The following is a 24,633-nucleotide window of genomic DNA, read 5'->3' as shown; positions in this document are numbered from 1 at the left end:
GCGATGTGATGAAGACTCTGATCGTGTGCGTTTCGGTGTCGCACGGCAATACGCGGCGAGTGGCGGAGGCCATGGGTGAAGTCCTCGGAGCCCGCGTCGTTGAGCCCGAAGAGGTTTCGCCCGCCGACCTCGCGGAGTACGACCTGGTGGGGTTCGGATCAGGAATCTTCTCCATGGCCTTCCATCCCCGGCTGCGGGAATTCGCGCGGTCACTGCCCGACGGGAGTCGGGGACGCGCATTCGTGTTCGCCACCAGTGGATTTCCCGCCGTGATGGCTCCGATGACGCGCCTGCTCGGACGGAAAGGGTTCGAGGTGGTGGATACCTTCTCGGTGCGGGCGTTCGACACCTTCGCGCCGTTGAAGCTGGTCGGGGGAATCCACAAGGGGCGGCCCGACGCCGCGGATCTGGCTGCGGCGCGGGCCTTCGCGACGGGACTCGGCTGAGGGCCGTCGATCGCTTCGTCGGCGGCCTGACGCGAACCGTTCGGGCTCATTCGGAACGCCAGGCTTCGCAGTCACAGAACCGAACTGCTCTGCCCTGCCTTCGGTTTCGGATCGTTTCGGCTTGCCCATACCGAATGCCTCCGAACAGGAGTTACACCGAGGGTATCGGCATGACTACCACCACGATCCTCACCGTCATCGCGAGCGCGATCCTCATCATTCAGTCCTCCGCGCGTATCCCCGCCGCGCTCGCCGAACTGTTCCGTGCGTGCCAGCAGGTGATCATCGCCGCGCGCGAACTGAAAGGCACCGCACAACAGCGAAACCCCGCACGCCGTGACGAGTGCATCCACGACACGGCCGCGCCACGCCGACGCGGCAGCCGGAGGCAGCGATCGCGGTGAATCCACAGAACAACCGACGCACTCAGGGCTACTCTTCGACCAGAACCAGCAGACGGGGCCATACGCATGGTCGATCCGAACACCATCACCACGCGCCATGAACTGGCCGCCGCGATCGCCGAGGTACTCGACCGCGACTCCCGCAGCTACCAGGCCGTCGCCGCCGACGCACAACTGGGCGTCGCGACCGTTTATGACATGGCCAACGGCAAATCCTTCCCCCGCTGGGCATCCCTGCAACGCCTCCTGGCCACATGCGGAATCAGCGGCCCGAACCTGGCCGCGTGGCATGACGCCCACCGGCGCACTCAACCCTCCGGTGCGGAAAAACTCCCACAACCGAGTCCCAGCCACACCGACACCCCTGTCCCAGCAATGGAGACGGGGACGACCCCCGATCCGAAACCCTCATCCCCACACAAGGTTCCGCATCGGCTGACCCGACCTGGACTTTGGGCTGTGGGGGCGCTCGGCCTGGTTGCCCTCGCGGTGGCCAGCACGGCAATAGCCTTCAATGTCAACGACAAATCCACAGCGACGACGGACCCACCCTTGTCCGCAGCGGTCAAGACCGTAGTCCGCGGCAACTGCGCCGGTCTGATCGTCACATCGACCGCAGACCAACTCGGTGCACCGCCACCCTACGGCGGCTACGGCGCATGGGTGAACACCCACGATGCCGCCCTCGCTGACACGAACCTGGTCCAGGTCAGCATGACAGGGACCGGCGCCGCCCCGGTCATGATCACGGGCTTGCACGCCGAGGTCACCGACCGGACTGCCGGACCGCTCCACGGAATCAGGGTGAATGGGCAGTGCGGCAGCCCCATCACGGCCCGCTACGCCGACATCGACCTCGACACGACGCCACCGAAAATCGTCGGCTCCAATGCCGATCCCGCGAAGTACCTCGACGAGGACCATTTCTCGGCCACGCCCTTGACCTTCCCCTACAAGATCAGCGATACCGACCCTGAATTGCTATTGATCGTAGCGAAATCGCCCCACAAGGACACAGTCTCCTATCGCCTGCATCTGGACTGGACCGACGGCAAAACCAGCGGCACGCTCATCCTCGATGACAATGGGAAGCCGTTCAAGGTTGCGACGGCGGAATCCGACGCGCCCCTCTACGTGGCGAGCGGCACCACGTTCTATCCGATCAAATAGCGAGCCGATGGCACCCGGTCGTGCGCACCACCGACTTCTCAGTTCAGCCGACGCCGGACTTCGGCGGCGAACGCCGGCACCCCGGATCGTTCCAGTACGTCCAGCAGGCCCTGGATGTGTTTGGGCGGCCGTTTGTGCTCGGCGACCTGGTTCCCGAGAAGTCGAATTACCTGCGGCGGGGTACAGGAAACAGGTATCGAGGAGTATCCGCCGCATCGATTCAGTTCCGTCTCAATGGATTCGGTGGAATATCTTCGTAAAGACCCATGTCCTCGGAGATCCTGGTCAGCTCCGATAGACCCGCCGAGCGCTCGGCTCGTCGGTACTCGCGGTACGCGAGCACGTCGGTGAGGCGGACGCGTCGATGGCGACCGGGGCGTGTGAAGGGGATCGCACCCGAATCGAGCAACTTCACAAAGGTCGGCCTGCTCATGCCGAGCAGCTCAGCGGCTTCCTGAGTGGTGAGGGTGGTGTGGAGCGGCGCGACAGTGACGGCCTTCCCCTCCGACAGCGCCCGCGCCACCAGTCGCAGAGCCTCGACAACCTCTGCGGGCAACGCGACCACCTCACCATCGGCGGACCTCAGAATGGCGGCTTCGACCGTGGCCGGTACCGAGTCCAGAAATCGGCGCAACTCGGCGATCTGATCCGGGTGTTCTGGTAGCAGCGTGCGCTCGTCCAATGTCTCGGTCATTCGCCCTCCTCGCGTTCACCCCATTGTGCCTCGTTTTCGAATAATTCGAAAGGAGATCAGGTCGAGCGAGGGATCCGAAGGGGTTACCCGTACACCTTCTGGAACCAAGCGAGCAACGCTGGTTCGGTAGTGATCGAAACCTCGGGTGCTCCGGCGGAGCTGGCGCAGAACTCGCGCAGGATGTGCGGGTCGTCGAGGATCGAGATCAGACAGGGGTGGTGATCGTCGGGGTGGACCGCATCGCCGGGGGACGCGGCACAGGTGAACCGACCGACCATGACGCTCTTCTGGAACAGGGGACTGTCCTGCCCTGGCCGACCATCACAGGCATGAGTCGCATTCAGGCTCAGTACATTCTGGTACACCACGTTCGCGGCGGCAGCGGTCGGAAATTCCAGGAACGAGGCTCCCGGATAGCTGACCGGTGTGCTACACCCGATTTGCGCGTCCGCGGGTTGCGATGGGTCTTCGTGCCGACAGTTCGAGCGGGTGAAAGCACTGCCGAGATGAGACAGCAGGTCTTTGTCCGCGGCCGTGAACTGGTCCGGGTCCCTCGCCTCGTCCGCTGCCAGGAACTGTCGATTACCCCTAGCCGCCTTGTAGTTTCGCATTTGTTCCGCGACCGGCGAAGTCCAGTCGGCCGGCTGATAGAAGAACTCGGCAATTGCGAGGTCGGGTTCATCGGTCACGATCAGCGCGGGTGCGGCCGTGTCGGTCGTGGTATCGAGGTAACACGTCCGTCGGCCGACAACTCTGTCGAGATTGTCGTAGACGGGCGCATCCGGTCCCGGCGGAGCGCCAGGGCAGCCGTAGGTGTGCTTGATCCGCATGCTGGTTTGGTAGAAGTCGGTGAGTTTGTCGATATTGGCGAACCGGAAGAACACCGCCAGGGGCACTCCGGCCGCCTTGTTGGTTTTACAGACGAATTGCGCGGTCTGGCCCGGGTCCGGGTCCATGTGGAAGCAGGTGTCGCGGTGGTAGCCCGCCGACCCGATCATCCCGAGCAATTCGATGTCGGGACCCCGCAGCGCCTTCTCGTCGCCGATGGCATGCCCGGCAACGCCGTTCGGGGCGAAATACCAGCCCCCCACCACGGCTATGCACGCAACCGCCATGGCGGCGGCCGCCATCGGTACCGCCCATTTCCGATCGCGGAGTCTGCGGCGGAGCCGGCCATCGGGGTTTTCGATTGTCTGGTGCTCCGACAGGAGCGGCGACGGTATCGGGTCCGAGGTCGGGTCCGAGGTCGGTGATTCCTGTTGCTGCGCAGCATCATCGGTGCGCTCCGGCGCCATTGCCGGGAGGGGTTCATCGACCGGGTTGGACTCGAGGTTCGGGGGCGTCGAGTCACCGCTGCCGGGCGGCGTCGTTGCCGCGCCGGTGGGGTGGGTGTCGAGCCAGTGGGCGGCCGCGGCGGCGATGGCGCGGCTGTCGTCGTTCACGAGGTGGGTGACGGCGTCGCGGACTCGGGTCCGGACGATGGCGCCGCCGGTGCGGTAGAGCTGGTCGAGGTCCTCGAGGGCGTTGCGGCGGTCTCGGACCGCGGGGCTGTCGAGGTCGGAGCGGATGTGTTGCGGCACCTGCCAATTGCGGTTGCGGGCCAGGATGGTGCGGCCTTCGACGTTGTCCTGCCTCTTGGGGCGCTGGCGGGGGCGTTCGGCGACGACGTGGTCGTGGACGTAGCTGTAGAGCTCGTCGACGGTGATGTCACCGTCCTGGTCGAGGTCGGCGCCGCCGTCGCGCAGGCCCGTGACCAGGTGGCGGGTGAACACCGATTGCGGGGCCTGGCCGTGCGGGGTGTCGCCCTCGAAGGCGAACTGGGTGGCGTCGGAGGCGGTGAGCACGGTGCGGCCGCGGCCGCTGAAACTCTCCAGGGCGTGGACCTGGTCGTCGGCCTTGGCGATGGCGCCGACCGGGAACGCGCCGCTGTAGCAGCAGTCCAGGATCAGCACCTGGTGATTGGAGTGGCAGCCGGTCATGGCGTAGTCGACCTGATCCGCGGCCACCGAGGTGAACAGCGGGTTGAGCGTGCGGGTGTCGGTCATCGCGAGGTAGAGCTTGCCCGCGTCGTCCTTGAGACCGTGGCCGCTGAAGTACAGCAGGGTCAGGTCGTCGCGCCTGCGATCGGTGAAGAAGTCACCGACCGCCGCACCGACCACGTGATGCGGCTGGTTGATCAGGGTGGTGACCTCGAACCCGCCGATGGCCGGATCGGCCAGCACCTCGGCGAGCGCCTCGGCATCGTGGGCGGGCGCGGTCAGCTGCCGCAGTCCGGGATCGGAGAAGGTGTAGGTCGCCACTACCAGGGCGAATCGGCCGGCCATGACAACTCACCCCGCCACCGCGCCGTGCCGTCGCAGGAAGGCCTCGAGCAGCGCGTGCTGCTCGGCGTCACTGGCGGCATCGATTTCGATGCTCTCGCCGTCGATGGTGACCACCACCCGGCGGGAGCCCGGATCGCGCCGCAGCCAGTCGTGCACCGTCTCGATCAGGGTGGTGAACACCCCGCCGGAGGCGCTCAAGGCCAGCACGATCGCGCCGAGGGTGACCGGGTCGGCCACCTTCGAACCCGGTGCGGCCCCGGCGGTGTCGCGCGCCAGGACCGCCGATTCGACGCCGTCCATGGCGGCCAGCTCCGTCCGCAGCATGCGGGTCTGCCGGTCCATGTGCTCGTCGTCGATCCCCGCGGCGGATATCGATACTCGAACCGTCACGCCGCTGTGGTCGTTCTGTGTGGTAGCCATCGGAGCCTCTTTCCCGAATCGACAAGACCGATTCTCATCGCTCGGATCCGAGGTCTCACGGGTACAGAACTACCCGAACCAGGCAAAACGGCCGATGGAGCGCACGCAGGGCCACCCGGGAGGTGAACTCCGCACCGTGGCGTGCGGGTAGTCGACTACCCGCACGCGGCTACCGCGGAGCAATGAGGACGGGCGGGCTCAGCTGACGGTGAAGCTCAGGGTGCCCGCCGGCTTCTCGCCCTTGGCGGCGTCGAAGGAGAGGGTGTACGGGCCGGTGCCCGGCGACGGGACCAGGAAGACGATGACGTTGCCGGCCTTGTCGATCGTCTGGTTGCGGCCCAGCAGTTCGATGACGGCGCCGCGGAAGTCGGCGACCTCGGTCGACCCGGCCGGGGTCTTGGCGCTGAAGTCGGTATAGGAGATGTTGGTGCCGCCCGCGGCGATGCCCGCGCCGCCGATGAACTTGACGCGCAGCGCCAGCTCCATCTTCCCGGCCTCGTTCTTGATGTAGCTGGGAGTCAGTGTGGCGCCGGTGATTTCGACCGTCGTCTGATCCTGGGTGAGCTTGCCGGTGATGTTCAGCGTGCGCGGCGCGACGCTCTCGACCTTGGCGTCGGTCTTCAGCGGGAACTTGGTCTGATTCTCCGCGGCGCTGCCGTAGAGGATGGTGACGGTGTCGAGCAGGTGCTCGGGGGTGTCGTACGACTTCACCGACGCGGTGATATCGCCGGTGGCGGAACCCTTTCCGGGGACCTCGGGGCTGTTCCACCCGGCGCCGCCGTCGATCGCGCCGCCGATCTGGACGGCGGGCACGACGGCGAGCGTCTTGTTGGCGGTGGTGGTGTTCTTGTAGGTGATGTCGACGCGGATCTTCGCGCCGCCGAATCCGTCGGCGGTGACGGTGGCCTGGTCGATGGTGATCTCGAAGCCCTCGTACCAACCGGTCTTGCCGATGCTGCGCAGGAACGCCCGGGTGTCGACGCCACCGGGCTTGGTGGCGCCCGGCTGCCCGGCCCCCTGCGGCGCGGCGCTGACCGACGTCACCGGGACCGGAGTGCCCGTCTTGTCATTGCACGCGGTCATCAGAACCGCGGATGTCGCGATGAGGACTGCCGCCCCCACCGTGGCGAATGTCGAACGCATATCGGCTCCCCTGAGGTTCATCCCCGCCCGAGTATCTCCCCAGGGGCGAGTGGTTCGCTCAGAAATCAGCCCCGCTACCGGCCGCGTTAACCGACACGCCGACGTCTGCGCGCCACACGCGGGCTCTATGCACTGAATTGCATAGTACGTCTCGTAGCAGTTACCCTGGCGGCATGGCCCTCGAACACGCGCTGCTGGTATCGCTGACCGAACGCGCCAGTTCGGGCTACGACCTGGCCCAGCGGTTCGACAAATCCATCGGCTTCTTCTGGCACGCCACCCACCAGCAGATCTATCGCGTCCTCAAGCGCATGGACGAGCAGGGCTGGGTGATCGCCGAGACCGTGCCGCAGGACGGCCGCCCGGACAAGAAGGTCTACACCGTCTCCGACGCCGGCCGCGACGAATTGATCCGCTGGATCGCCGAGCCCGCCGACCTGGAACCGCTGCGCAGCGACCTCGGCGTCAAGCTGCGCGCCGCCTCCCTCGGCGAACCGAGCGTGATCGTCGGCGAGGTGCAGCGCCACCGCGACCAGCACGCCCACCGCCTCGACCTGTACCGCGCCTTCGAGAAGAAGGACTACCCGGCGCCGGATCAACTCACCGGCCCGAAACTGCACCAGTACCTCGTCCTGCGCGGCGGCATCCGCGTCGAGGAGGGGTTCATCGACTGGTGCGACGAAGTACTCGACGCCCTGAAACGCGACACAGCCCGGTCGCAGGCGTCCGACCCGAAAGGCACTCGCCGATGAGCGCGTACCCGCACCTGTTCGAACCCCTGGACCTCGGCTTCACCACCCTGCGCAACCGGGTGGTCATGGGTTCCATGCACACCGGCCTCGAGGATCGCGCCTGGCACACCAACCGGCTGGCCGCCTACTTCGCCGAACGCGCGAAAGGCGGTGTGGGCCTGATCATCACCGGCGGCTACGCCCCCAACCGCACCGGCTGGCTGCTGCCCTTCGGCGCGAAGCTGACCAACAAGACCGAGGCCTACCGGCACCGCGCCATCACCAAGGCGGTGCACGCCGAGGGCGGCAAGATCGCGCTGCAGATCCTGCACGCCGGCCGCTACTCCTACATGCCGACCAGCGTCTCCGCCTCGGCGATCAAGGCCCCGATCAACCCGTTCAAGCCGCGCGCGCTGTCCGGCAAGGGCGTCGAGAACACCATCGACGATTACGCGCGCACCGCCGCCCTGGCCAAGTTCGCGGGGTACGACGGCGTCGAGATCATGGGCGGTGAAGGCTATTTCATCAACCAGTTCCTCGCCGAGCGCACCAACAAGCGCAAGGACAAGTGGGGCGGCTCGCCGGAGAACCGCCGCCGCATCGCCGGGGAGATCGTGCGCCGGGTCCGCAAGGCGGTAGGCCCGGACTTCATCATCGTGTTCCGGCTCTCCATGGCCGATTTCGTGGAGAAGGGCCAGACCTGGGACGAGATCGCCGCCGTCGCCAAGGATGTGGAGGCCGCCGGCGCCACCATCATCAATACCGATATCGGCTGGCACGAGGCCCGGGTGCCCACCATCGTCACCTCGGTGCCGCGCGCCGCGTTCGTGGAGTGGACCGCGAAGGTCAAAGACCTCGTGGACATTCCGGTGTGCGCGTCCAACCGCATCAATATGCCCGAGACCGCCGAGGAGATCCTCACCCGCGGCGACTCCGACCTGATCTCGCTGGCCCGCCCGCTGCTCGCCGACCCCGACTGGGCCCGCAAGGCGCAGGACGCGCGCACCGACGAGATCAACACCTGCATCGCCTGCAACCAGGCCTGCCTGGATCACGCCTTCCAGGCCAAAACCGTGTCCTGCCTGCTGAATCCGCGCGCCGGGCACGAGACCGAGCTGAAGCTGCTGCCCACCCGCCGCACCCGCAAGTTCGCCGTCGTCGGCGCGGGCCCGGCCGGACTGTCGGCCGCGGTCAGCCTGGCCCAGCGCGGGCACCACGTGGACCTGTTCGAGGCCGACGACAAGGTCGGCGGGCAGTTCGACATCGCCCGCCGCATCCCGGGCAAGGAAGAGTTCAACGAGACCATCCGCTACTTCACCCGACAGCTCGAACTCACCGGCGTGCGCGTGCATCTGGAGACCCGCGCCACCGCCGAGCAGCTCATCGCGGGCGGCTACGACGAGGTCATCCTGGCAACCGGCGTGAAGCCGCGCATCCCCAATATCCCCGGCATCGACCACCCGAAGGTGCTCACCTACGCCGAACTGGTGCGCGAGGGCAAGCCGGTCGGCAAGAAGGTGGCCGTGATCGGCGCGGGCGGCATCGGCTTCGACGTCAGCGAATTCCTCACCGTCGAAGGGCATCCCAGCCTCAAGCTCGACGAGTGGAAGGAGGAGTGGGGCGTCTCCGACGACCCGACCGTCCCCGGCTTCGTCACCACCCCCGAGCCCTCCCCCGCCGCCCGGGAAGTGGTGCTGCTGCAGCGTAAGTCGTCCGCCTTCGGCAAGGACCTGGGCAAGACCTCCGGCTGGGTGCACCGGGCCGCGGTCAAGGCCAAGGGCGTCGAGCAGATCGGCGGCGTCAACTACGAGCGCATCGACGACCGCGGCCTGCACGTCAGCTACGGCGAGAAGCGGCAGCGCCCGCAGGTCATCGAATGCGACAACGTGATTCTGTGCGCCGGCCAGGAATCCGTGCGCGACCTGCACGAGCCACTGCAGAACGCGGGCGTGAAGGTGCACCTCATCGGCGGCGCCGACCTGGCCGCCGAACTCGACGCCAAGCGCGCCATCAACCAGGGCACCCGCCTGGCGGCGAGCCTGTAATGCCGAACCTCACCCGCCTGGGTCTGCCCGGCGACGAGCAGTCCTGGGCGGCACTGGGTTTCACCGTCACCGACGGCCGCTTCCGCGTCGGGCAGGTCGAATGCGTTCTGGGCGAAGCGGCCTGGGGCTTCGACGAAACCCACGCCGACCCCGCGACCCTCGGTGTGCCCTGCCTGGAATCGGCGGAGACCCAGTCCGGTGCGGGACACCCCAACGGCGTGACGATCATCGACCACGTCGTCTACTGGGTTCCCGAATTGGACTCCGCCGTCACCGATCTGACCGCCGTCCTCGGGGTCCCACCGCGCCGCCGCTTCTTCCCCCGCGGCCCGGAGGGGCCCGAGATGGCCTTCTACCGCGTCGGCGAACCCTTCATCGAAGCGGTCACCTCCGGCCGGCCGCCCGCCCTGGTCGGCGTCGCCTTCATGACCGCCGATCTGGACGCCGCCGTCGCCGCCATCCGCGCGGCGGGCGGCCCGATCGGCGACCCCAAACCCGCCGTCCAGGGCGGCCGCATCGCGGGGGTGTGGCGCGGCCACGTGAATTGGGGCATCGCGTTCATGGAGCCGAAACCGCGGAATTGACCTATCCACCAACCGATTCAGATGGTCGGCGGTGTCGGACCTTCCTGACATGATCACGAGGCATTTGCTTCAACGATCTTGGGGGAGAGAAATCTCTATGGCTCTGACTCGCAAGGCCGCCCTCGGCCTGGTGGCTTCGACGACCGCGGCGATGTTCGTCGGCGGTATGGGCACCGCGCACGCCGCGGGCGATCTCTACGGCTCGATGGCGGTCGGCATCGACGGCAACTACTACAGCATCGGCACCACCTGGAACTACGAGGATCAGGGCAGCGCGGACGCCGCCGCACTGGAACAGTGCGGCGTCTCCAACTGCTACGTGAAGATCCGCTGGGTGAACGGCTGCGCCGCTCTCGCCAACCGCGACGGCAACCTCTACACCGGCCTCGGCCGCACCAAGGCCATGGCCGAGGCCAATGCCATCGCCGCCAGCGGCCCGGACCCGAGCCCGCTGCTGGTGAGCCTCGGCAGCTCCGAGCCGAGCAGCGTGCACATCACCGATTCGCAGTGCACCGGGAACGCGGGCTGACCAAGCACCGCCGACGCGAACCGCTGCCCGCGCGTTCGCGCTGAGCCCGCGGCGTCGGGCATCCACCCCGCACGGATGCCCGGCGCTCGCACCGGGCTGTCCGCCACCCGACTCCGTGGGTAGGCTGCCATGTCGTGAGCCTGCCTGCACCCACCGCCGACAATCGTGCCGTCGTGACCGGATCCTCCTCCGGGATCGGGGTCGCCCTCGCCGAAGAGCTTGCCTCGCGGGGCTACTCGCTGATCCTCGTCGCCCGGCGCGGCGATCTGCTGGCCGACCTGGCGCAGCGGCTGACCGAGCGGTACGGCATCACCGCCGAGGTGCGCGCGGTGGATCTGTCCGACCGGGACCAGCGGGCCCCGCTGGCCAAGGAGCTGGCCGCCCGCGATATCGCGATCCTGTGCAACAACGCCGGTGTCGCCACCTTCGGCGCGCTCGCCAAGCTGGATCTGGACTACGAGCGCGACATCATGGAACTGAACGCGGTGGCCGTGCACGACCTCACGCTGGCCGTGCTGCCGGGGATGCTGGAGCGCCGCGCGGGCGGCATCCTGATCACCGGTTCCGCGGCCGGCAATATGCCGATTCCGCACAACACCACCTACTCGGCGAGCAAGGCGTTCACCAACACCTTCTCCGAGTCGCTGCGCGGCGAGCTCAAGGGCTCCGGCGTCAATGTCACCCTGCTGGCCCCCGGCCCGGTCCGCACCGACAACCCGGACCAGGAGGAGATGGGCAGCAAGATCCCTGAGTTCATCTGGGTCACCGCCGCCCACACCGCCAAGATCACCATCGACGCGCTCGCCCGCAACAAGATGCGAGTGGTCCCGGGCCTGATCAGCAAGGGTATGAGCATCGCCGGGCAGTTCGGGCCGCGGTCCATCACCTCGGTGGTGGCGGGCGCCGCCTACAAGAAGCTCGGCGGCTGATCAGCAAAACGTCAAGATCGGACCGGGGCTCGTAAAGGGCACGTACCGGACCGGTTCGACCCCCTCGATCAGGCGTAGTCCTGGTGACGGCCCCGCAGAAGAGAAAGCGGGGAGCTCTCACCAGGAGACGCCTTGACGCTGCTCGAGATCTTCCCGTCGCTGCGGGACGGGGGCCTGGTCCCCCGTCTCGACCCGGCCGTCTGGCCGCGCGACACGCATTACGACGCCGACGGGCGCATCACCGTCGGCGGGGTGGCGCTGGCCGATATCGCCGACCAGTACGGCACCCCCACCTACGTCCTCGACGAGGCCGAGGTGCGGGACCGCTGCCGCGCCTACCGCACCCGATTCCCGGACGCCGAGATCATCTACGCGGGCAAGGCCCTGCTCACCCGCGCGGTCGCCGAATGGATCACCGAGGAGGGCCTGTCCCTGGACGTGTGCTCGGCCGGGGAACTGGCGGTCGCGCTGTCCGGCTGGACCGATCCGGAGCGAATCGTGCTGCACGGCAACGGGAAACCGTTCGCCGAACTGGAGACCGCCGTGGGCTGCGGGGTCGGGCGCATCGTGGTCGACTCGCTTACCGAGATCACCCTGCTGTCCGCGCTGGCCGTGAAACCGCAACGGGTGCTGGTGCGCGTCACCCCCGATATCGACATCGACGGGCATCCGGCGGTCCGGACCGGCGTCACCGATCAGAAGTTCGGCTTCCCGATCGGCGGCACGGCGATCAAGGAGGTGGTGGATCGCATTGTGCGGCAACCCAATCTGGAACTCACCGGCCTGCACTGCCACATCGGTTCACAGATCTACAACACCTTCCCCTACGGCGAGGCGGTGCGGCGGATGGTCGCCGAGATGGCCCGCATCCGCGACGAATTCGGCGTCACCCTCACCGAATTGGATCTCGGCGGCGGGCACGCGGTCGCCTACCGCGGCGGGGACGCGGAACTGAACCTGGCCGAACTGGCCGACATCATCGAGGACGCCCTGGACGCGGCGTGCGCCCGGCACGGCTTCCCGCGCCCGCGCATCGCCCTGGAACCGGGTCGCGCCATCGTCGCGCGGGCGGGCGTCACGCTGTACCGGGTGCTGTCGATCAAGCACGTCGAGAACGGCCACACCTATGTGACCGTGGACGGCGGCATGAGCGACAACCCGCGCGTCGCCCTCTACGGCGCGCGCTACGACGCCGTGGTCGCCAACCGGCATCCCACCGGCCCCCAGATGACCGCCACCATCGCGGGCCGCCACTGCGAGGCCGGCGACATCCTGGCCCGCGACATCCGGCTGCCCGTCGATCTGCGCCCCGGCGAGGTGCTGGCGGTGCCGTGCACCGGCGCGTACCACCACAGCCTGGCCTCGTCCTACAACGGCATCGGGCGGCCGCCGATCGTCGCGGTCCACGATGGCCGGTCCCGGGAACTGGTCCGCCGCGAGACCATCGACGATCTGCTCAGCCGCGATATCGGGCACTGAGCCCGACCGGCCTACCGCCGCCGGGTGCCGAAGATGCTGCGGCTGATCTCGCGCCCGGCCACGGTGGCCGCCGACCGCAGGAAGTTCTTGAACGCCGGATTGTTGACGATCTTCTCCGCCATCGAATCCCCCTCCGGCACCGGCTTGGCCGAGCGCGAGCTCTTGGCCGCCGCCTCCTGATCGGCCTGCGCGGCGGCGGCCTGGATCTTCGCGGTCAGGATCTCGTACGCCGATTCCGCGTCGATGGTCTGGCCGTACTTGCCGTACAGCGTGGACTGCTGTGCGCGGGAACGGATCGCGTCGTCGCCGATGGTGTCCATGAGCGAGCGCGGCGGCTGCATGCGCGACCAGGCGACCGGGGTCGGCGCGCCCTTCTCCGACAGCACCGTCACCACCGCCTCGCCGATGCCCAGCGAGGTGAGCGCCTTCTCCAGGTCGTAGGTGGCGGTCTTCGGGTAGGTGCGCACCGTCTTCGACAGCGCCGCCTGATCCTCGGGCGTGAAGGCGCGCAGCGCGTGCTGGACGCGCGCACCCAGCTGGGAAAGCACCGCATTGGGGATGTCGGTGGGCAGCTGGGTGCAGAAGAAGACGCCGACGCCCTTGGAGCGGATCAGCTTCACCGTCTGCTCGACCTGGTTCAGGAACGCCTTGGACGCGCCGTTGAACAGCAGGTGCGCCTCGTCGAAGATGAACACCAGCTTGGGTTTGTCCATATCGCCGACCTCGGGCAGGGTCTGGAACAGATCGGCCAGCACCCACATCAGGAACGTCGAGAACATCTGCGGCCGCGCGGCCTGCGCGCCCAGCTCGAACAGGGTGATCACGCCCTGCCCGCCCGCGCTGCGCATGAGGTCGGCCGGATTCAGTTCCGGCTCACCGAAGAAGGTGTCGCCGCCGTCGGCCTCCAGGTTCACCAGCGCGCGCAGGATCACGCCCGCGGTCTGCGCGGAGACGCCGCCGATGCCCTTGAGATCCTCCTTGCCCTCCGGGCTGGTGAGGTACTGGATGACCGAGCGCAGGTCCTTGAGGTCCAGCAGCGCCAGGCCCTGCTGGTCCGACCAGTGGAAGATCAGGCCGAGGGTCGACTCCTGGGTCTCGTTGAGCCCCAGCGCCTTACTGAGCAGGATCGGCCCGAACGAGGTGATCGTCGCCCGGATGGGCACCCCGATCCCGCCGGTGCCGAGCGAGACGAATTCACACGGGAACCCCTGCGGCTTCCAGTCCGCGTCGCCGGTCTCCTGGGCTCGGGTCAGCAGCTTCTCGTTGGACTGGCCGGGCTGCGCCAGCCCGGACAGGTCGCCCTTGATGTCGGCCACCACGACCGGCACACCGGCCGCCGAGAGCTGCTCGGCGATGCCCTGCACGGTCTTGGTCTTACCGGTACCGGTGGCCCCCGCGATGAGTCCGTGCCGGTTCATGGTCTTCATCGGGATCCGCACCCGCGCGTCGGGATGCACGGTGCCGCCGACGATCACGGTGCCCAGCTCCAGCGCCACCCCCTCCATGGCGTACCCGGCGGCGATCTCCCGGGCGGCGACCTCGTCCTTGCTCGTCGGATCGGCATCGGCGGCAGCCACTTTCGCCGTGCCCGCGGCCTTGCCGTCCGCATCCGCCGCAGGCGCAGCCGCAGCCGCGGTGGCGGCCTCCTGCGCGGCGGCCTCCTGTTCGGCGGCTTCGGCCGCGGCCGCCGCTTCGGCCGCGATCCGCGCCGCCTCCTCGGCGGCCTTCCGAGCCGCCGCTGCCTTCTCCTGCGGGGTGGTCATCGCGCTTCCTCCGTCTGCCGTGCCGACCGCTCAGAAACTGCCCGACCCACACGCCATCCGCTCGCCGCGCGTGAGATTCGACCGCAACGATACTGCTCGATCGCACGTCCGAGCGGCCTCGACGCGGGTTGCCCACGGTTAACCAATCGGGTTCGGGCCGCGCGGACGGTCCGACGCAAACCGGGTGGGGGTCGGGCGAAGAGTTAGTGTTTGGCGGTGACCGACAAGTACGTGGTGTGGATGGACTGCGAGATGACCGGGCTGCGGCTCGACAGCGACAAGCTGATCGAGGTGGCCGCGCTCGTCACGGACAGTGACCTCAATATTCTCGGCGAGGGTGTGGACATCGTGATCCACGCCGACGACGCCGCGCTGGCCGCCATGCCGCCGGTGGTGACCGAGATGCACGCCAAGTCGGGGCTCACGGAGGAGGTGCGGCGGTCGGCCGTCACCCTCGAGGAGGCCGAGCAGCAGGTGCTCGACTACATCAAGCAGTACGTGCCGACGCCGCGGACCGTTCCGCTGGCGGGCAATTCGATCGCCACCGATCGCGGGTTCATCGCGCGCGACATGCCCGCGCTGGACGCGCACCTGCACTACCGCATGATCGATGTCAGCTCGATCAAGGAACTGGCCCGGCGCTGGTACCCGCGGATCTACTTCGGTCAGCCCGAGAAGGGGCTCGCGCACCGCGCGCTGGCCGATATCCAGGAGTCCATCCGTGAGCTCCAGTACTACCGCCGCACCGCGTTCGTTCCGGCTCCCGGCCCCTCCACGGCCGAGATCGCCGCTGTCGCCGCCGAATTGACGCCCCCCGCGCAGCCGCCCGTAAACCCCTCCTGAACAGCCGATTAGGTACTCGCAGCGGCGACACGTTAAGCTCTAGCGCGCCGGAAGTTACCGGCAATGGTGGCTGTAGTTCAGCTGGTAGAGCACCAGGTTGTGATCCTGGGTGTCGCGGGTTCGAGTCCCGTCAGCCACCCTTATCGGCCCAGGCCAGAGAATATTCTCTCGCCTGGGCCGAACTGCGTTGTGGGGTAGATGACGCCCCTTCGCCAGGTGCGAATCGCTTGCTTGCCAACCAAGTGAAATGCAGTTACTTTGCTTTATCTGTCAGTTGCTGTGGGCTGCATCATAATCGTGCCCCGTTCGGCATGGCTGTGGCTCGATGAGGATTTTGCACTTGACCAGTTCCTGGACAACCGGCCGGGCCGTACTCCTACCCCGGCTGGCCGTCGCCATGGGCGTCCTGGCCGCCGCGGTATCCGCCGGCACGGCCGAGGCCGAACCCGCCCCGGCACCCGGCCGCCCGCTCGTGGTGCTCGGCGACTCCTACAGCGCGAACCCGTCCTGTGACGTGGTGCTGACCAAATGCGAGAACCCGGACAGCACCGGGCTGCGGGCCTGCCTGCACGGACCCTCCTCGTGGCCCGTCCAGCTGAGCGCCCTGATGGGCGTCGAGGCCGCGGACGTGGTGAACAACTCGTGCTCGAGCGCGTCCATCGACACCGGCCCGGTCACCTCCACCGGCGAGCAGGTGCCCGGTCGCGGCGGCTACACGCTGGCGCAGCTGGCCCTCGACGCCGCGCAGAACGGCGCGTTCGGGCCGCGGACCCGGGTGGTGACCATCCAGCTCGGGTTCAACGACTCCTGGCCCAAGGACGCGACCCTCTCCGCGGATGTGAACAGGGTGTTCACCTGTGTGACCGACCTCGTGCACGGCTGTGACGACGCCGCCGTGGCCGAGGGCCGGTGGCCGGACTACACGGCCATCACCGGGACGGCCTACGCCGACCGCGTCCGCAAGGTCGTCGACTACGTGAAGTACTACGCCCCGAACGCGAAGATCGAACTGATCGGTTACCCCGAGATCGCCCCCGAGGGCGCGACCGAGTGGTGCGCGGACATCCTCGGCTTCGTGCACTGGGTCCAGCCGCGGGCCGGAGCCATGGTCGCGTACTGGAACCGGCTGCAGACCGCGCAGCGCGAGGCCGCCGGAATCCTGGGCGTCGACTTCATCGACCTGAAGCCCGCGACCGCGGGACACGGCCTGTGCGCCGCCGACCCGTGGTTCAGCAACTTCCTCGATCCCCGGCAGAGCCCGTCCGCCTTGCCTTTCCACCCGTCGCCGCGCGGCGACACGGCCGTGGCCGCCACCATCCACAGCCACCTCGCGTCGCACTGACCCGGAGAAGCAATGACGCTCACCATCACCCCTGAATCCGAGGCGACGACCACGCCGCCGCAATTCGCGTGGCGCGGTGTCCTGTTGGTCTCCGGCCTGATCACGCTGGTCTGGTCGGTCTCGGCGTTCCGGTTCCAGCTGGCGGGCGACGAGCTGTACTACCTGGCGTGCGGTCGCCGCCTGGCGGTCAGCTACGTCGACAACGGCCCGCTGATCCCGGTGATCGCGCGGCTGGCCGACGTGCTCGCGCCCGGATCGGTGATCGCGCTGCGGATCCCCGGATTGCTGCTGCTGCTCGCGGTGTCGGTGCTGACCGCCGCGGTCGCCTACGAATGCGGTGCGCGGGAACGGTTCCAGCTCCTCGCCGCCGCGGGCTACGCCGCCTCGCCGTTCATCTTCGCCTACACCGTGCTCGACAGCGTCGCCATCGATGTGGCGTTCCAGGCGTTGATCATCTGGCTGCTGGTCCGCTGGGTGCGCACCCGCCGCGACCGCCTGCTCGTCGCCGCGGGCGTGGCGGCGGCGATCGACGTGCAGGACAAGTGGCTGGTGCTGATGCTCGGCGCCTGCGTCGGCGCCGCGATGCTGGTGGCGGGTCCGCGGGAGATCCTGCGCCGCCCGGCCCTGTGGCTGGGCCTGCTGATCATGGCGGCGGCCATGACCCCCGCCCTGCTGTGGCAGGCCTCCCACGACTGGCCGCAGCTGGCCACCAATGCCGCGATCGCGCACGAGACCGCGCAGAGCGACGGCGGCCAGTGGGGCACGGTGATCGCGATCCTGGTGGTCACCGGCTTCCTCGGCGGCGGTCTGGGCGTGCTGGGCCTGTACGGCCTGGCCCGGGATCCGAAGCTGCGGCCGTACCGCTTCGTGCTGGTCGCGGCGCTGCTGATGGTGGTGCTGGTGGTCGCGAGCCACGGCCGGTCCTATTACGTCGCCGGGATCATTCCCGCGATCTTCGGCGCGGGCGCGATGGTCCTGTCGGGCTTGTTCGACACCGCGGGTCCGCGTCCGGCGGCCGTACTGCGGCGTGTCTTCACCGGATTGACCGTTCTCACAGCGATTTTGATGGCCGCCCTGGCCACGCTCCCCTACCCGAAGAGCTGGATCGACGTCCCCAACACCAGCAAACTGGGCTTCCTGCAGCACTACGGCAATGACGACTGGGCGGACCTGGCCGACGCCGTGGAGAAGGTGGCGGCGGGTCTGCCGCCCGAGGAGCGGGCCGCGACCGCGGTGGTCGCGGAGGCCTACAACGAGGCCGGCGCGCTCGACCACTACGGCAAGTTCCAGTCGATCCCGCCGACCTACAGCCCCAATCGCGGTTTCGCCGTGTGGGGTCCGCCGCCGGACTCGGCCACCACCATCCTGTGGGTCGGCTACAACGACAGTCCGGAGCAGCGGGCGTTCCTCGCGAACTTCGGGCAGAAAACCCAAGCGCTGCACATGGTCGACGAGCTCGGCATCGCGGGCCAGAACCATCACGTGAACATCTGGATCCTGCGCGAGCCGCTGGTCCCGCTGTCGGTGGCCTGGCCGAAGCTGACCTACATGATCGTCCCTCCGGCCTCGTGAGCACTCTGTCGGCCTGGTGAGAACACTGTCGGTCTCATGAGCAACACTGTCGGTCTAGCGCAACGTTTCCGCTGGGGAGGATTTGCATGTTGAGTTTCACGACCAAGGGCGCGTCGCTGCGGCTGGCCGCCGTCGCCGCGGTGCTCGCCGCCGCGGGTTCGGTGGGCATCGCCGGGGCCGACGAACCGGCCCCCGCGCAGGGTCGCACCCTTGTCGTACTCGGTGATTCGTTCGCCGCGAACCCGGCCTGCGACGGGGTCCTGGTCAAATGCGACGGCAACAACGACGCCGCGGCGCACGAGTGCCTGCACCGCGCCACCTCGTGGCCGGTCCAGCTCAGCGCGCTGATGGGCGTCCCCGCAGCCGATTTCGAGAACGCGACCTGCACCAACGCCTCCATCGACAGCGGCCCGGTCACCTCGACCGGCAAGGAGATCCCCGGCCGTGACGGCTACACCCTGTCGCAGCTGGCGATCAAGGCGAGCAAGAACGGCGCGTTCGGCCCGCGCACTCAGGTGGTCGCGATCCAGCTGGGCGCCAACGACTCCTGGCCGCGCGACTCCACCAATGTCGCCGACGCCCCCAGCCAGTTGCGCTGCGCGCTGAACATGAGCCAGGGCTGCGACGCCGACGCCGTCGACAAGGAGCACTGGCCCGAGCTCGACACCATCACCGGTGCCGCCTACGCCGACCGCATCCGCAAGGTCGTCGAGTACGTGAAGTACTACGCGCCCAACGCGAAGATCCAGCTCGTCGGCTATCCCGAACTGGCCCCGGCCAATTCGAACACCTGGTGCCTCGACGTCCTCGGGACCTTCCGCTACATCCAGCCCCGCGGCGGCGCCGTCAACGCCTTCTGGAACCGCCTCGACGACGCCGAACGCGATGCGGCCCAGCTCCTCTCGATCGACTTCGTCGATGCCCGCGTCCCCACCGCCGGACACGGTCTGTGCGCCCCCGACCCGTGGGTGCTGGCCGCCCTCGACCCGAAGGTCAACCTGGTCGGCCTCCCCTTCCACCCGACGCCGCGCGGTGACACCGCCGTGGCCGCCGAGGTCTACAGCCACCTCGGCCGCTGACCCGGTAGCGGACGGTTCAGCCCGCCACGACCGGTCGTGGCGGGACGCCGACGTATTCGCTCAGCGGCCGGATCAGGGCGTTGGATTCGCTCTGCTCGATGATGTGGGCGGCCCAGCCGGTGACGCGGCTCATCACGAAGATCGGGGTGAACGCCTCGATGTCGAAGCCCAGCAGGTAGTAGGCGGGGCCGGTGGGGAAATCGAGGTTGGGCCGGATGCCGGTGGCCTCGGCCATGGCGTGTTCGAGGGCGTCGTACATGCGGATCCAGGTGTCCCCGCCGGTGGCGGCGGCGATGTCGAGCAGCGCGGCCCGCATGGTCGGCACCCGGGAGTCACCGTTCTTGTAGACGCGGTGGCCGAAGCCCATGACCTTCTCCTTGCCCGCCAGCTTGTTCCGGAGCCAGGTCTCGGCTCGGGCGGGATCGCCGATCTCGAGCATGTCGTGCATCACGGCCTCGTTCGCGCCGCCGTGCAGCGGGCCCTTGAGCGCGCCGATGGCGGCGGTGACCGCGCTGTAGATGTCGGAGCGGGTGGAGGTGACCACGCGGGCGGCGAAGGTGGAGGCGTTGAAGCTGTGCTCGGCGTAGAGGATCAGCGATATCTCGAAGGCCCGCACCAGTTTCGGCGCGGGCGCCGCGCCGAAGCACATGGTCAGGAAGTTCTCGGCGAAGCCCAGGTGCGAGTGCGGCGCGATGGGATCCAGGCCGTGCCGGCGGCGGTGGTCGGCGGCGATGATGGTGGGCAGCACCGCCATCATGCGTAATGCCTTGGCGCGGTTGGCCTTCGGCGAGTTGTCGTCCTCGGCCGGATCCTCCGCGCCGAGATAGCTGATCGCGGTGCGCACCACGTCCATCGGGTGGCAGTTCTCGGGCAGTTTGTGCACCAGCGCCAGCAGCGACCGGTCCGCCCGGCGGGCCGCGCGCTCCTGTTGCAGGAACCGCTCCAGCTCGGCGTCGGTGGGCAGTTCGCCGTACCACAGCAGGTAGGCGACCTGTTCGAAACCGCAGTGGGCCGCCAGGTCCTGGACCGCGTAGCCGCGGTAGGTCAGCGAGTTGGTTTCCGGCACCACCTTGGAGATCGCGGTGGTGTCGACGACGACTCCGGTGAGCCCCTTGTGGACGGCGCGTATCGCGGTCTCCGTCATCACTGGTTCCTTCCCAGGGTGAAATTGAAAATGTCGGAATCGAATTCGTTGTAGCGCTCGTAGTCGAGGAGCTCGTAGAGGCGGCCGCGGTGCTGCATGCGATCCAGCAGCCCGGACTGGGTGCCAGTGGCGGCGATCTCCCGCAGCCCGGTCTCGGCGGCGAACATGGCCAGCCGCAGCGTGGTCACCGGGTAGATGACGGCGTTGTAGCCGATCGATTCCAGCGTGGACGCCGCGATCAGTTCGGACTTGCCGAACTCGGTCATATTGGCCAGCAAGGGAATCGAGACGGCGGCCCGGAACTTCTCGAAGTCGGCCGGGGTGTGCAGCGCCTCGGTGAAGATCAGATCCGCGCCGGCCTCGGCGTAGGCCCGGGCCCGGTCGACGGCGGCGTCGAGGCCCTCGATCCCGGCCGCGTCGGTGCGCGCGCAGATCACAAAATTCGGGTCCCGCCGGGCGGATACGGCCGCGCGCAGGCGGCGCACCATCTCCTCGACCGGGACCACCGCCTTGCCGTCGAGGTGGCCGCAGCGCTTCGGATTGACCTGGTCCTCGAGGTGCAGCCCGGCGATTCCGGCGTCCTCCATGACGGTGACGGTGCGGGCGGCGCTCATCGGCTCACCGAATCCGGTGTCGGCGTCGATGAGGACGGGCAGGTCGGTGACCCGCGCGATCTGCTGCCCGCGCCCGGACACCTCGGTCAGGGTGGTCAGCCCGATATCGGGCAGGCCCAGGTCGGCGGACAGCACCGCGCCCGAGACGTAGACCCCTTCGAAGCCGATCTCCTGGATCAGCTTGGCCACCAAGGGATTGAACGCCCCGGGGAACCGCTGGATCGTGCCCGATGTCAGGCCCGCCCGGAACGCGGCGCGCTTGTCGGCGGCTGAGGCGGCCGCGGCGATCAGGCCGGTCATCGGAACAGACCCCGCGGCGAGCGGGGCGCGCGGGCCAGCACGTCCGGCGAGACGGTGAAGGTGAGTTCCGGCAGCTCACCGGCGGACAGCTCGCCCGCACGCTGGACCACCTCGAGGAAGCGGTCCTGCTCGGCGGGTTCCACGACGCCCTCGGCGAGGGTGCGGAATTTCGCGATGTACTGGTCGCGGTCGAAGGGCCGCGCGCCCAGGGGATGCGCGTCGGCGACCGCCAGTTCGTCCACGATGACTTCGCCGCTCTTCAAGGTGATCTCGGCACGCGCCCCGAATGCCTTCTCGCTCGGGTCGGTGGAGTGGTAGCGCCGCGTCCACTCCGGATCCTCGGCGGTGGAGATCTTGTTCCACAGCGCGATGGTGTCCGGGCGTTGCGCGCGCTCGGGCGCGTACGAGCGCTCGTGATGCCAGGCGCCGTCCTGGAGGGCAACCGCGAAGATGTACATGATCGAGTGGTCGAGGGTTTCGCGAGAAGCCCCGGGATCGAACTTCTGCGGATCGCCCGACCCGGTGCCGATCACGTAGTGGGTGTGGTGGCTGGTGTGCAGCACGATCGTGGCGATCCGGTCCAGGTCGCCGATCCGCTCGCGCATCCGGCAGGCCAGGTCGATGGGGGCCTGGCTCTGGTACTCGGCCGAGTGCTCCTTGGTGTAGGTGTCGAGGATGCCGCGCTTGGGTTCGCCGGGTCCGGGCAGCGGCACCGAGTACTCCGCGTCCGGACCGCCCAGCAGCCAGGCGATCACGCCGTCCTCGCCCTCCCAGATCGGCGCCGGCGCGCCCTCGCCGCGCATCGCGCGATCCACCGCTTCCACGGCCATCTTCCCGGCGAAGGCGGGGGCGTAGGCCTTCCAGCTGGAGATCTCGCCCTTGCGGGACTGCCGGGTGGCGGTCGTGGTGTGCAGGGCCTGACCGACGGCCTGGTAGATGATCTCGGCATCGAGGCCGAGCAGCGTGCCGATCCCGGCGGCGGCCGACGGGCCCAGGTGTGCGACGTGGTCGATCTTGTGCTCGTGCAGGCAGATCGCGCGGACCAGGTCCACCTGGATCTCGTAACCCGTTGCCAGACCGCGGATCAGGTCGCGGCCGCCGCGGCCGGTGTGCTGGGCGACGGCGAGGATCGGCGGGATGTTGTCGCCCGGGTGCGAGTACTCCGCGGCCAGGAAGGTGTCGTGGAAGTCCAGCTCGCGCACCGCGACTCCATTGGCCCAGGCCGCCCATTCCGGCGAGTAGGAACCGGGCGCGCCGAAGACGGTCGCGCCCGGTGCGTACGGATGGGCCAGGGCCTGGGCGCGGGCATTGGCGACGGGTCGCCGGGTGAGGGATGCCGCCGCGACCGCCGCGTTGTCGATGAGCCGATTGACGATCATCCGTTCGACGTCGGGGGTGACCTCCACCGGATCGGCGGCGACCTCGGCGATCCGCCAGGCGAGGTGTCCCGCGCGGGGGAAATGCTCCGCGGAGCGGTGGGTGCGGACGGGATGGTTCTTCATATTTCGCACGGTACACAGCGGCTCCGGGCCGGGAAATCCCTTGCAAAAGCCTATTTTTGCGGAACAGGAACCCTGAATCGGTGAAAGTTGTGAAAGCTCGGATTGCTAGATTGAGCGCATGCAGAAGATGTACGCGGGCGCGCGCCTGCGCGCCTTGCGGGAGCGCCGGGGCCTGTCGCAGTCCGCGCTGGCCAAGACGCTCGAGCTCTCGGTGAGCTACATCAATCAGCTCGAGCACGACCAGCGCCCGCTGACGGTCCCGGTGCTGCTGCGCCTGAACGCCCGCTTCGACCTGGACATGGGCTTCTTCGCCGCCGACACCGACGCCCGGCTGATCGCCGACCTGCAGGACGTGTTCGCCGAGGATCCCGAGGGCGCCGACATCACCACCGCCGAGATCGACGACCTGGTGGCCCGGGTGCCGGCGGCCGCGCGGGTTCTGGTCGGCCTGCACCGCCGCCTGCGCGGCGCCACCGAGCAGATGGAACGCGTCTCCGCCGGAATCGACGGCGACGCGGGCGAATCCGCCGCGGCCATGCCCTACGAGGACGTCCGCGACTACTTCTACGATCGGCGCAACCACATCCCCGAGCTCGACACCGCGGCCGAGCAGCTGTTCGACCGCAATGGCCTGAGCCTGGGCGGACTCGACCTCCAGCTGACCCGGCTGCTGCGCGAGCAGCACGGCATCGCGGTCCTCATCCGCACCGACGATCCCAGCGATCCGGGCCCCAAACGGGTCTTCGACCCCGACAGCCGCGTACTGACCCTGGCGCGGCGGCTCACCGCCGGTCAGCGCGCCTTCCAATTGGCCACGCAGCTGGCCTTTCTCACCCAGGCCGAGGTGATCGCCGACCTGATCGACGCGACCGACACCATGCCCGAGAACTCGCGCGGCCTGCTGCGCACCGGGCTCGCCAACTACTTCGCCGGAGCCCTGATCCTGCCCTACACCCGCTTCTGGGACGCGGCCGAATCCCTGCGCTACGACATCGAACTGCTCGCCGCCACCTTCGAGGTCGGCTTCGAGACCGTCTGCCACCGCCTGTCGACCCTGCAGCGGCCCGGCAAGCGCGGGGTGCCGTTCTTCTTCGTCCGCACCGATCGCGCCGGGAACATCTCGAAACGCCAGTCCGCCACCGCCTTCCACTTCTCCCGGGTGGGCGGCAGCTGCCCGCTGTGGGTGGTGCACGACGCGTTCTCCACGCCGGGCAGCATCCGCACCCAGATCGCCCGCATGCCCGACGGCCGCAACTATCTGTGGCTGGCGCGCACCACCGACGAGAAGACGCCCGGATACCTGTCCCCCACCCGGGATTTCGCCATCGGGCTGGGCTGCGACCTGACCTACGCGGACAAGCTGGTGTACTCGCACGGCCTGCCCGTCGACGACCCACGCACGGCGGTGCCGATCGGCGCGGGCTGCAAGGTCTGCGAGCGGACCGACTGCGCGCAGCGCGCGTTCCCGCAGTTGGGCCGGCCGATCCGGGTGGACGACAACAGTTCCCGGACCATCCCGTACGCGCCGATCACCTGACCGGACGGCCGGGGCGCACCGCGTTCGTTCGCAGCGCAT

General features: G+C 68.4%; 22 protein-coding genes and 1 tRNA gene. 15 read left to right on the top strand and 8 right to left on the bottom strand.

Features of this window, described 5'->3' with window-relative positions; translation table 11 throughout:
- Positions 1 to 8 precede the first annotated feature (8 nt).
- The 3 genes from ACQP06_RS07860 (at position 9) to ACQP06_RS07850 (ending at position 2,020) form a co-directional block, all read left to right on the top strand.
- Positions 9 to 446: a flavodoxin family protein gene (locus ACQP06_RS07860; protein ID WP_433671575.1), complete on the top strand. Its 438-nt coding sequence runs from the start codon at positions 9 to 11 to the stop codon at positions 444 to 446.
- A gap of 170 nt (positions 447 to 616) precedes the next feature.
- Positions 617 to 850 (top strand): hypothetical protein, encoded by a 234-nt coding sequence (locus tag ACQP06_RS07855; RefSeq protein WP_433671574.1) that lies wholly within the window; start codon positions 617 to 619, stop codon positions 848 to 850.
- A gap of 66 nt (positions 851 to 916) precedes the next feature.
- Positions 917 to 2,020, top strand: coding sequence for a hypothetical protein (locus ACQP06_RS07850; protein ID WP_433671573.1), 1,104 nt, complete (start codon positions 917 to 919; stop codon positions 2,018 to 2,020).
- 220 nt (positions 2,021 to 2,240) lie between these two features.
- On the opposite strand, the gene ACQP06_RS07845 is transcribed toward ACQP06_RS07850, so the two are convergent.
- From ACQP06_RS07845 to ACQP06_RS07830, 4 genes are all read right to left on the bottom strand, one after another.
- Positions 2,241 to 2,714: an excisionase family DNA-binding protein gene (locus ACQP06_RS07845; RefSeq protein WP_433671572.1), complete on the bottom strand. Its 474-nt coding sequence runs from the start codon at positions 2,712 to 2,714 to the stop codon at positions 2,241 to 2,243.
- An 83-nt stretch (positions 2,715 to 2,797) separates the two neighbouring features.
- Positions 2,798 to 5,038 (bottom strand): caspase family protein, encoded by a 2,241-nt coding sequence (locus ACQP06_RS07840; protein WP_433671571.1) that lies wholly within the window; start codon positions 5,036 to 5,038, stop codon positions 2,798 to 2,800.
- A 6-nt stretch (positions 5,039 to 5,044) separates the two neighbouring features.
- Positions 5,045 to 5,458 (bottom strand): effector-associated constant component EACC1, encoded by a 414-nt coding sequence (locus tag ACQP06_RS07835; protein ID WP_433671570.1) that lies wholly within the window; start codon positions 5,456 to 5,458, stop codon positions 5,045 to 5,047.
- A 198-nt stretch (positions 5,459 to 5,656) separates the two neighbouring features.
- Positions 5,657 to 6,601, bottom strand: coding sequence for a hypothetical protein (locus ACQP06_RS07830; protein WP_433671569.1), 945 nt, complete (start codon positions 6,599 to 6,601; stop codon positions 5,657 to 5,659).
- Between the two features lie 173 nt (positions 6,602 to 6,774).
- Between ACQP06_RS07830 and ACQP06_RS07825 the strand changes: the two genes are divergently transcribed.
- From ACQP06_RS07825 to lysA, 6 genes are all read left to right on the top strand, one after another.
- Entirely contained in the window at positions 6,775 to 7,353 is a 579-nt protein-coding gene (locus tag ACQP06_RS07825; RefSeq protein ID WP_433671568.1) for a PadR family transcriptional regulator, read from the top strand.
- Positions 7,350 to 9,377 carry an FAD-dependent oxidoreductase gene (locus ACQP06_RS07820; protein WP_433671567.1) on the top strand — a complete coding sequence of 676 codons (2,028 nt, stop codon included), beginning with the start codon at positions 7,350 to 7,352 and terminating at the stop codon, positions 9,375 to 9,377. The genes ACQP06_RS07825 and ACQP06_RS07820 overlap by 4 nt, the downstream gene beginning before the upstream one ends.
- Positions 9,377 to 9,961, top strand: a complete 585-nt coding sequence (locus ACQP06_RS07815) for a VOC family protein (protein ID WP_433671565.1) — start codon at positions 9,377 to 9,379, stop codon at positions 9,959 to 9,961. The genes ACQP06_RS07820 and ACQP06_RS07815 overlap by 1 nt, the downstream gene beginning before the upstream one ends.
- A gap of 97 nt (positions 9,962 to 10,058) precedes the next feature.
- Positions 10,059 to 10,490, top strand: a complete 432-nt coding sequence (locus ACQP06_RS07810) for a DUF4189 domain-containing protein (RefSeq protein ID WP_379277241.1) — start codon at positions 10,059 to 10,061, stop codon at positions 10,488 to 10,490.
- A gap of 134 nt (positions 10,491 to 10,624) precedes the next feature.
- Entirely contained in the window at positions 10,625 to 11,419 is a 795-nt protein-coding gene (cmrA, locus tag ACQP06_RS07805; RefSeq protein ID WP_357284449.1) for a mycolate reductase, read from the top strand.
- Between the two features lie 132 nt (positions 11,420 to 11,551).
- On the top strand, positions 11,552 to 12,898 hold the full coding sequence (gene lysA / locus ACQP06_RS07800) for a diaminopimelate decarboxylase (RefSeq protein ID WP_433671563.1): 1,347 nt from the start codon (positions 11,552 to 11,554) through the stop codon (positions 12,896 to 12,898).
- 11 nt (positions 12,899 to 12,909) lie between these two features.
- Here lysA and ACQP06_RS07795 read toward each other — a convergent pair whose 3' ends face one another.
- Positions 12,910 to 14,661: a helicase HerA-like domain-containing protein gene (locus tag ACQP06_RS07795; RefSeq protein ID WP_433671561.1), complete on the bottom strand. Its 1,752-nt coding sequence runs from the start codon at positions 14,659 to 14,661 to the stop codon at positions 12,910 to 12,912.
- A 216-nt stretch (positions 14,662 to 14,877) separates the two neighbouring features.
- Here ACQP06_RS07795 and orn point away from each other — a divergent pair, with 216 nt between their 5' ends.
- The 5 genes from orn (at position 14,878) to ACQP06_RS07770 (ending at position 19,497) form a co-directional block, all read left to right on the top strand.
- Positions 14,878 to 15,504 carry an oligoribonuclease gene (gene orn / locus ACQP06_RS07790; protein ID WP_433671560.1) on the top strand — a complete coding sequence of 209 codons (627 nt, stop codon included), beginning with the start codon at positions 14,878 to 14,880 and terminating at the stop codon, positions 15,502 to 15,504.
- A gap of 66 nt (positions 15,505 to 15,570) precedes the next feature.
- Positions 15,571 to 15,643, top strand: a tRNA-His gene (locus ACQP06_RS07785).
- 201 nt (positions 15,644 to 15,844) lie between these two features.
- Entirely contained in the window at positions 15,845 to 16,846 is a 1,002-nt protein-coding gene (locus tag ACQP06_RS07780; protein ID WP_433671558.1) for an SGNH/GDSL hydrolase family protein, read from the top strand.
- Positions 16,847 to 16,858: 12 nt separating this feature from the next.
- Positions 16,859 to 18,418: an ArnT family glycosyltransferase gene (locus ACQP06_RS07775; RefSeq protein ID WP_433671556.1), complete on the top strand. Its 1,560-nt coding sequence runs from the start codon at positions 16,859 to 16,861 to the stop codon at positions 18,416 to 18,418.
- Positions 18,419 to 18,504: 86 nt separating this feature from the next.
- Entirely contained in the window at positions 18,505 to 19,497 is a 993-nt protein-coding gene (locus tag ACQP06_RS07770) for an SGNH/GDSL hydrolase family protein (RefSeq protein WP_433671554.1), read from the top strand.
- A 16-nt stretch (positions 19,498 to 19,513) separates the two neighbouring features.
- Here the strand turns inward: ACQP06_RS07770 and ACQP06_RS07765 are convergent, their stop codons facing one another.
- The 3 genes from ACQP06_RS07765 to prpD are packed head-to-tail and all read right to left on the bottom strand — an operon-like array spanning position 19,514 to position 23,057.
- Positions 19,514 to 20,641: a bifunctional 2-methylcitrate synthase/citrate synthase gene (locus ACQP06_RS07765; RefSeq protein WP_433671553.1), complete on the bottom strand. Its 1,128-nt coding sequence runs from the start codon at positions 20,639 to 20,641 to the stop codon at positions 19,514 to 19,516.
- Positions 20,641 to 21,555, bottom strand: coding sequence for a methylisocitrate lyase (gene prpB / locus ACQP06_RS07760; RefSeq protein WP_433671551.1), 915 nt, complete (start codon positions 21,553 to 21,555; stop codon positions 20,641 to 20,643). The genes ACQP06_RS07765 and prpB overlap by 1 nt, the downstream gene beginning before the upstream one ends.
- Positions 21,552 to 23,057, bottom strand: coding sequence for a 2-methylcitrate dehydratase PrpD (gene prpD / locus ACQP06_RS07755; protein WP_433671549.1), 1,506 nt, complete (start codon positions 23,055 to 23,057; stop codon positions 21,552 to 21,554). Before prpD ends, prpB begins: the two co-directional genes overlap by 4 nt.
- A gap of 118 nt (positions 23,058 to 23,175) precedes the next feature.
- Between prpD and ACQP06_RS07750 the strand changes: the two genes are divergently transcribed.
- Positions 23,176 to 24,594, top strand: a complete 1,419-nt coding sequence (locus tag ACQP06_RS07750) for a short-chain fatty acyl-CoA regulator family protein (protein WP_433671547.1) — start codon at positions 23,176 to 23,178, stop codon at positions 24,592 to 24,594.
- Positions 24,595 to 24,633: the final 39 nt, after the last annotated feature.

This window comes from Nocardia sp. CA-136227 (genome assembly GCF_050955695.1).
Lineage (GTDB): Bacteria > Actinomycetota > Actinomycetes > Mycobacteriales > Mycobacteriaceae > Nocardia.
Note: the sequence above shows the minus strand (reverse complement) of the source record. Positions and strands in the feature narration are given on the sequence as shown.

Excerpts from the sequence above, each read along its gene's own strand:
- ACQP06_RS07845 (WP_433671572.1), bottom strand. The coding sequence starts at position 2,714 with ATGACCGAGACATTGGACGAGCGCACGCTGCTACCAGAACACCCGGAT.
- ACQP06_RS07820 (WP_433671567.1), top strand. The coding sequence starts at position 7,350 with ATGAGCGCGTACCCGCACCTGTTCGAACCCCTGGACCTCGGCTTCACC.
- ACQP06_RS07795 (WP_433671561.1), bottom strand. The coding sequence starts at position 14,661 with ATGACCACCCCGCAGGAGAAGGCAGCGGCGGCTCGGAAGGCCGCCGAG.
- ACQP06_RS07860 (WP_433671575.1), top strand. The coding sequence starts at position 9 with ATGAAGACTCTGATCGTGTGCGTTTCGGTGTCGCACGGCAATACGCGG.
- ACQP06_RS07815 (WP_433671565.1), top strand. The coding sequence starts at position 9,377 with ATGCCGAACCTCACCCGCCTGGGTCTGCCCGGCGACGAGCAGTCCTGG.
- ACQP06_RS07775 (WP_433671556.1), top strand. The coding sequence starts at position 16,859 with ATGACGCTCACCATCACCCCTGAATCCGAGGCGACGACCACGCCGCCG.
- ACQP06_RS07810 (WP_379277241.1), top strand. The coding sequence starts at position 10,059 with ATGGCTCTGACTCGCAAGGCCGCCCTCGGCCTGGTGGCTTCGACGACC.
- ACQP06_RS07765 (WP_433671553.1), bottom strand. The coding sequence starts at position 20,641 with ATGACGGAGACCGCGATACGCGCCGTCCACAAGGGGCTCACCGGAGTC.
- ACQP06_RS07855 (WP_433671574.1), top strand. The coding sequence starts at position 617 with ATGACTACCACCACGATCCTCACCGTCATCGCGAGCGCGATCCTCATC.
- prpB (WP_433671551.1), bottom strand. The coding sequence starts at position 21,555 with ATGACCGGCCTGATCGCCGCGGCCGCCTCAGCCGCCGACAAGCGCGCC.
- prpD (WP_433671549.1), bottom strand. The coding sequence starts at position 23,057 with ATGAAGAACCATCCCGTCCGCACCCACCGCTCCGCGGAGCATTTCCCC.
- ACQP06_RS07825 (WP_433671568.1), top strand. The coding sequence starts at position 6,775 with ATGGCCCTCGAACACGCGCTGCTGGTATCGCTGACCGAACGCGCCAGT.
- ACQP06_RS07835 (WP_433671570.1), bottom strand. The coding sequence starts at position 5,458 with ATGGCTACCACACAGAACGACCACAGCGGCGTGACGGTTCGAGTATCG.
- ACQP06_RS07770 (WP_433671554.1), top strand. The coding sequence starts at position 18,505 with ATGTTGAGTTTCACGACCAAGGGCGCGTCGCTGCGGCTGGCCGCCGTC.
- ACQP06_RS07830 (WP_433671569.1), bottom strand. The coding sequence starts at position 6,601 with ATGCGTTCGACATTCGCCACGGTGGGGGCGGCAGTCCTCATCGCGACA.
- ACQP06_RS07840 (WP_433671571.1), bottom strand. The coding sequence starts at position 5,038 with ATGGCCGGCCGATTCGCCCTGGTAGTGGCGACCTACACCTTCTCCGAT.
- ACQP06_RS07750 (WP_433671547.1), top strand. The coding sequence starts at position 23,176 with ATGCAGAAGATGTACGCGGGCGCGCGCCTGCGCGCCTTGCGGGAGCGC.
- ACQP06_RS07850 (WP_433671573.1), top strand. The coding sequence starts at position 917 with ATGGTCGATCCGAACACCATCACCACGCGCCATGAACTGGCCGCCGCG.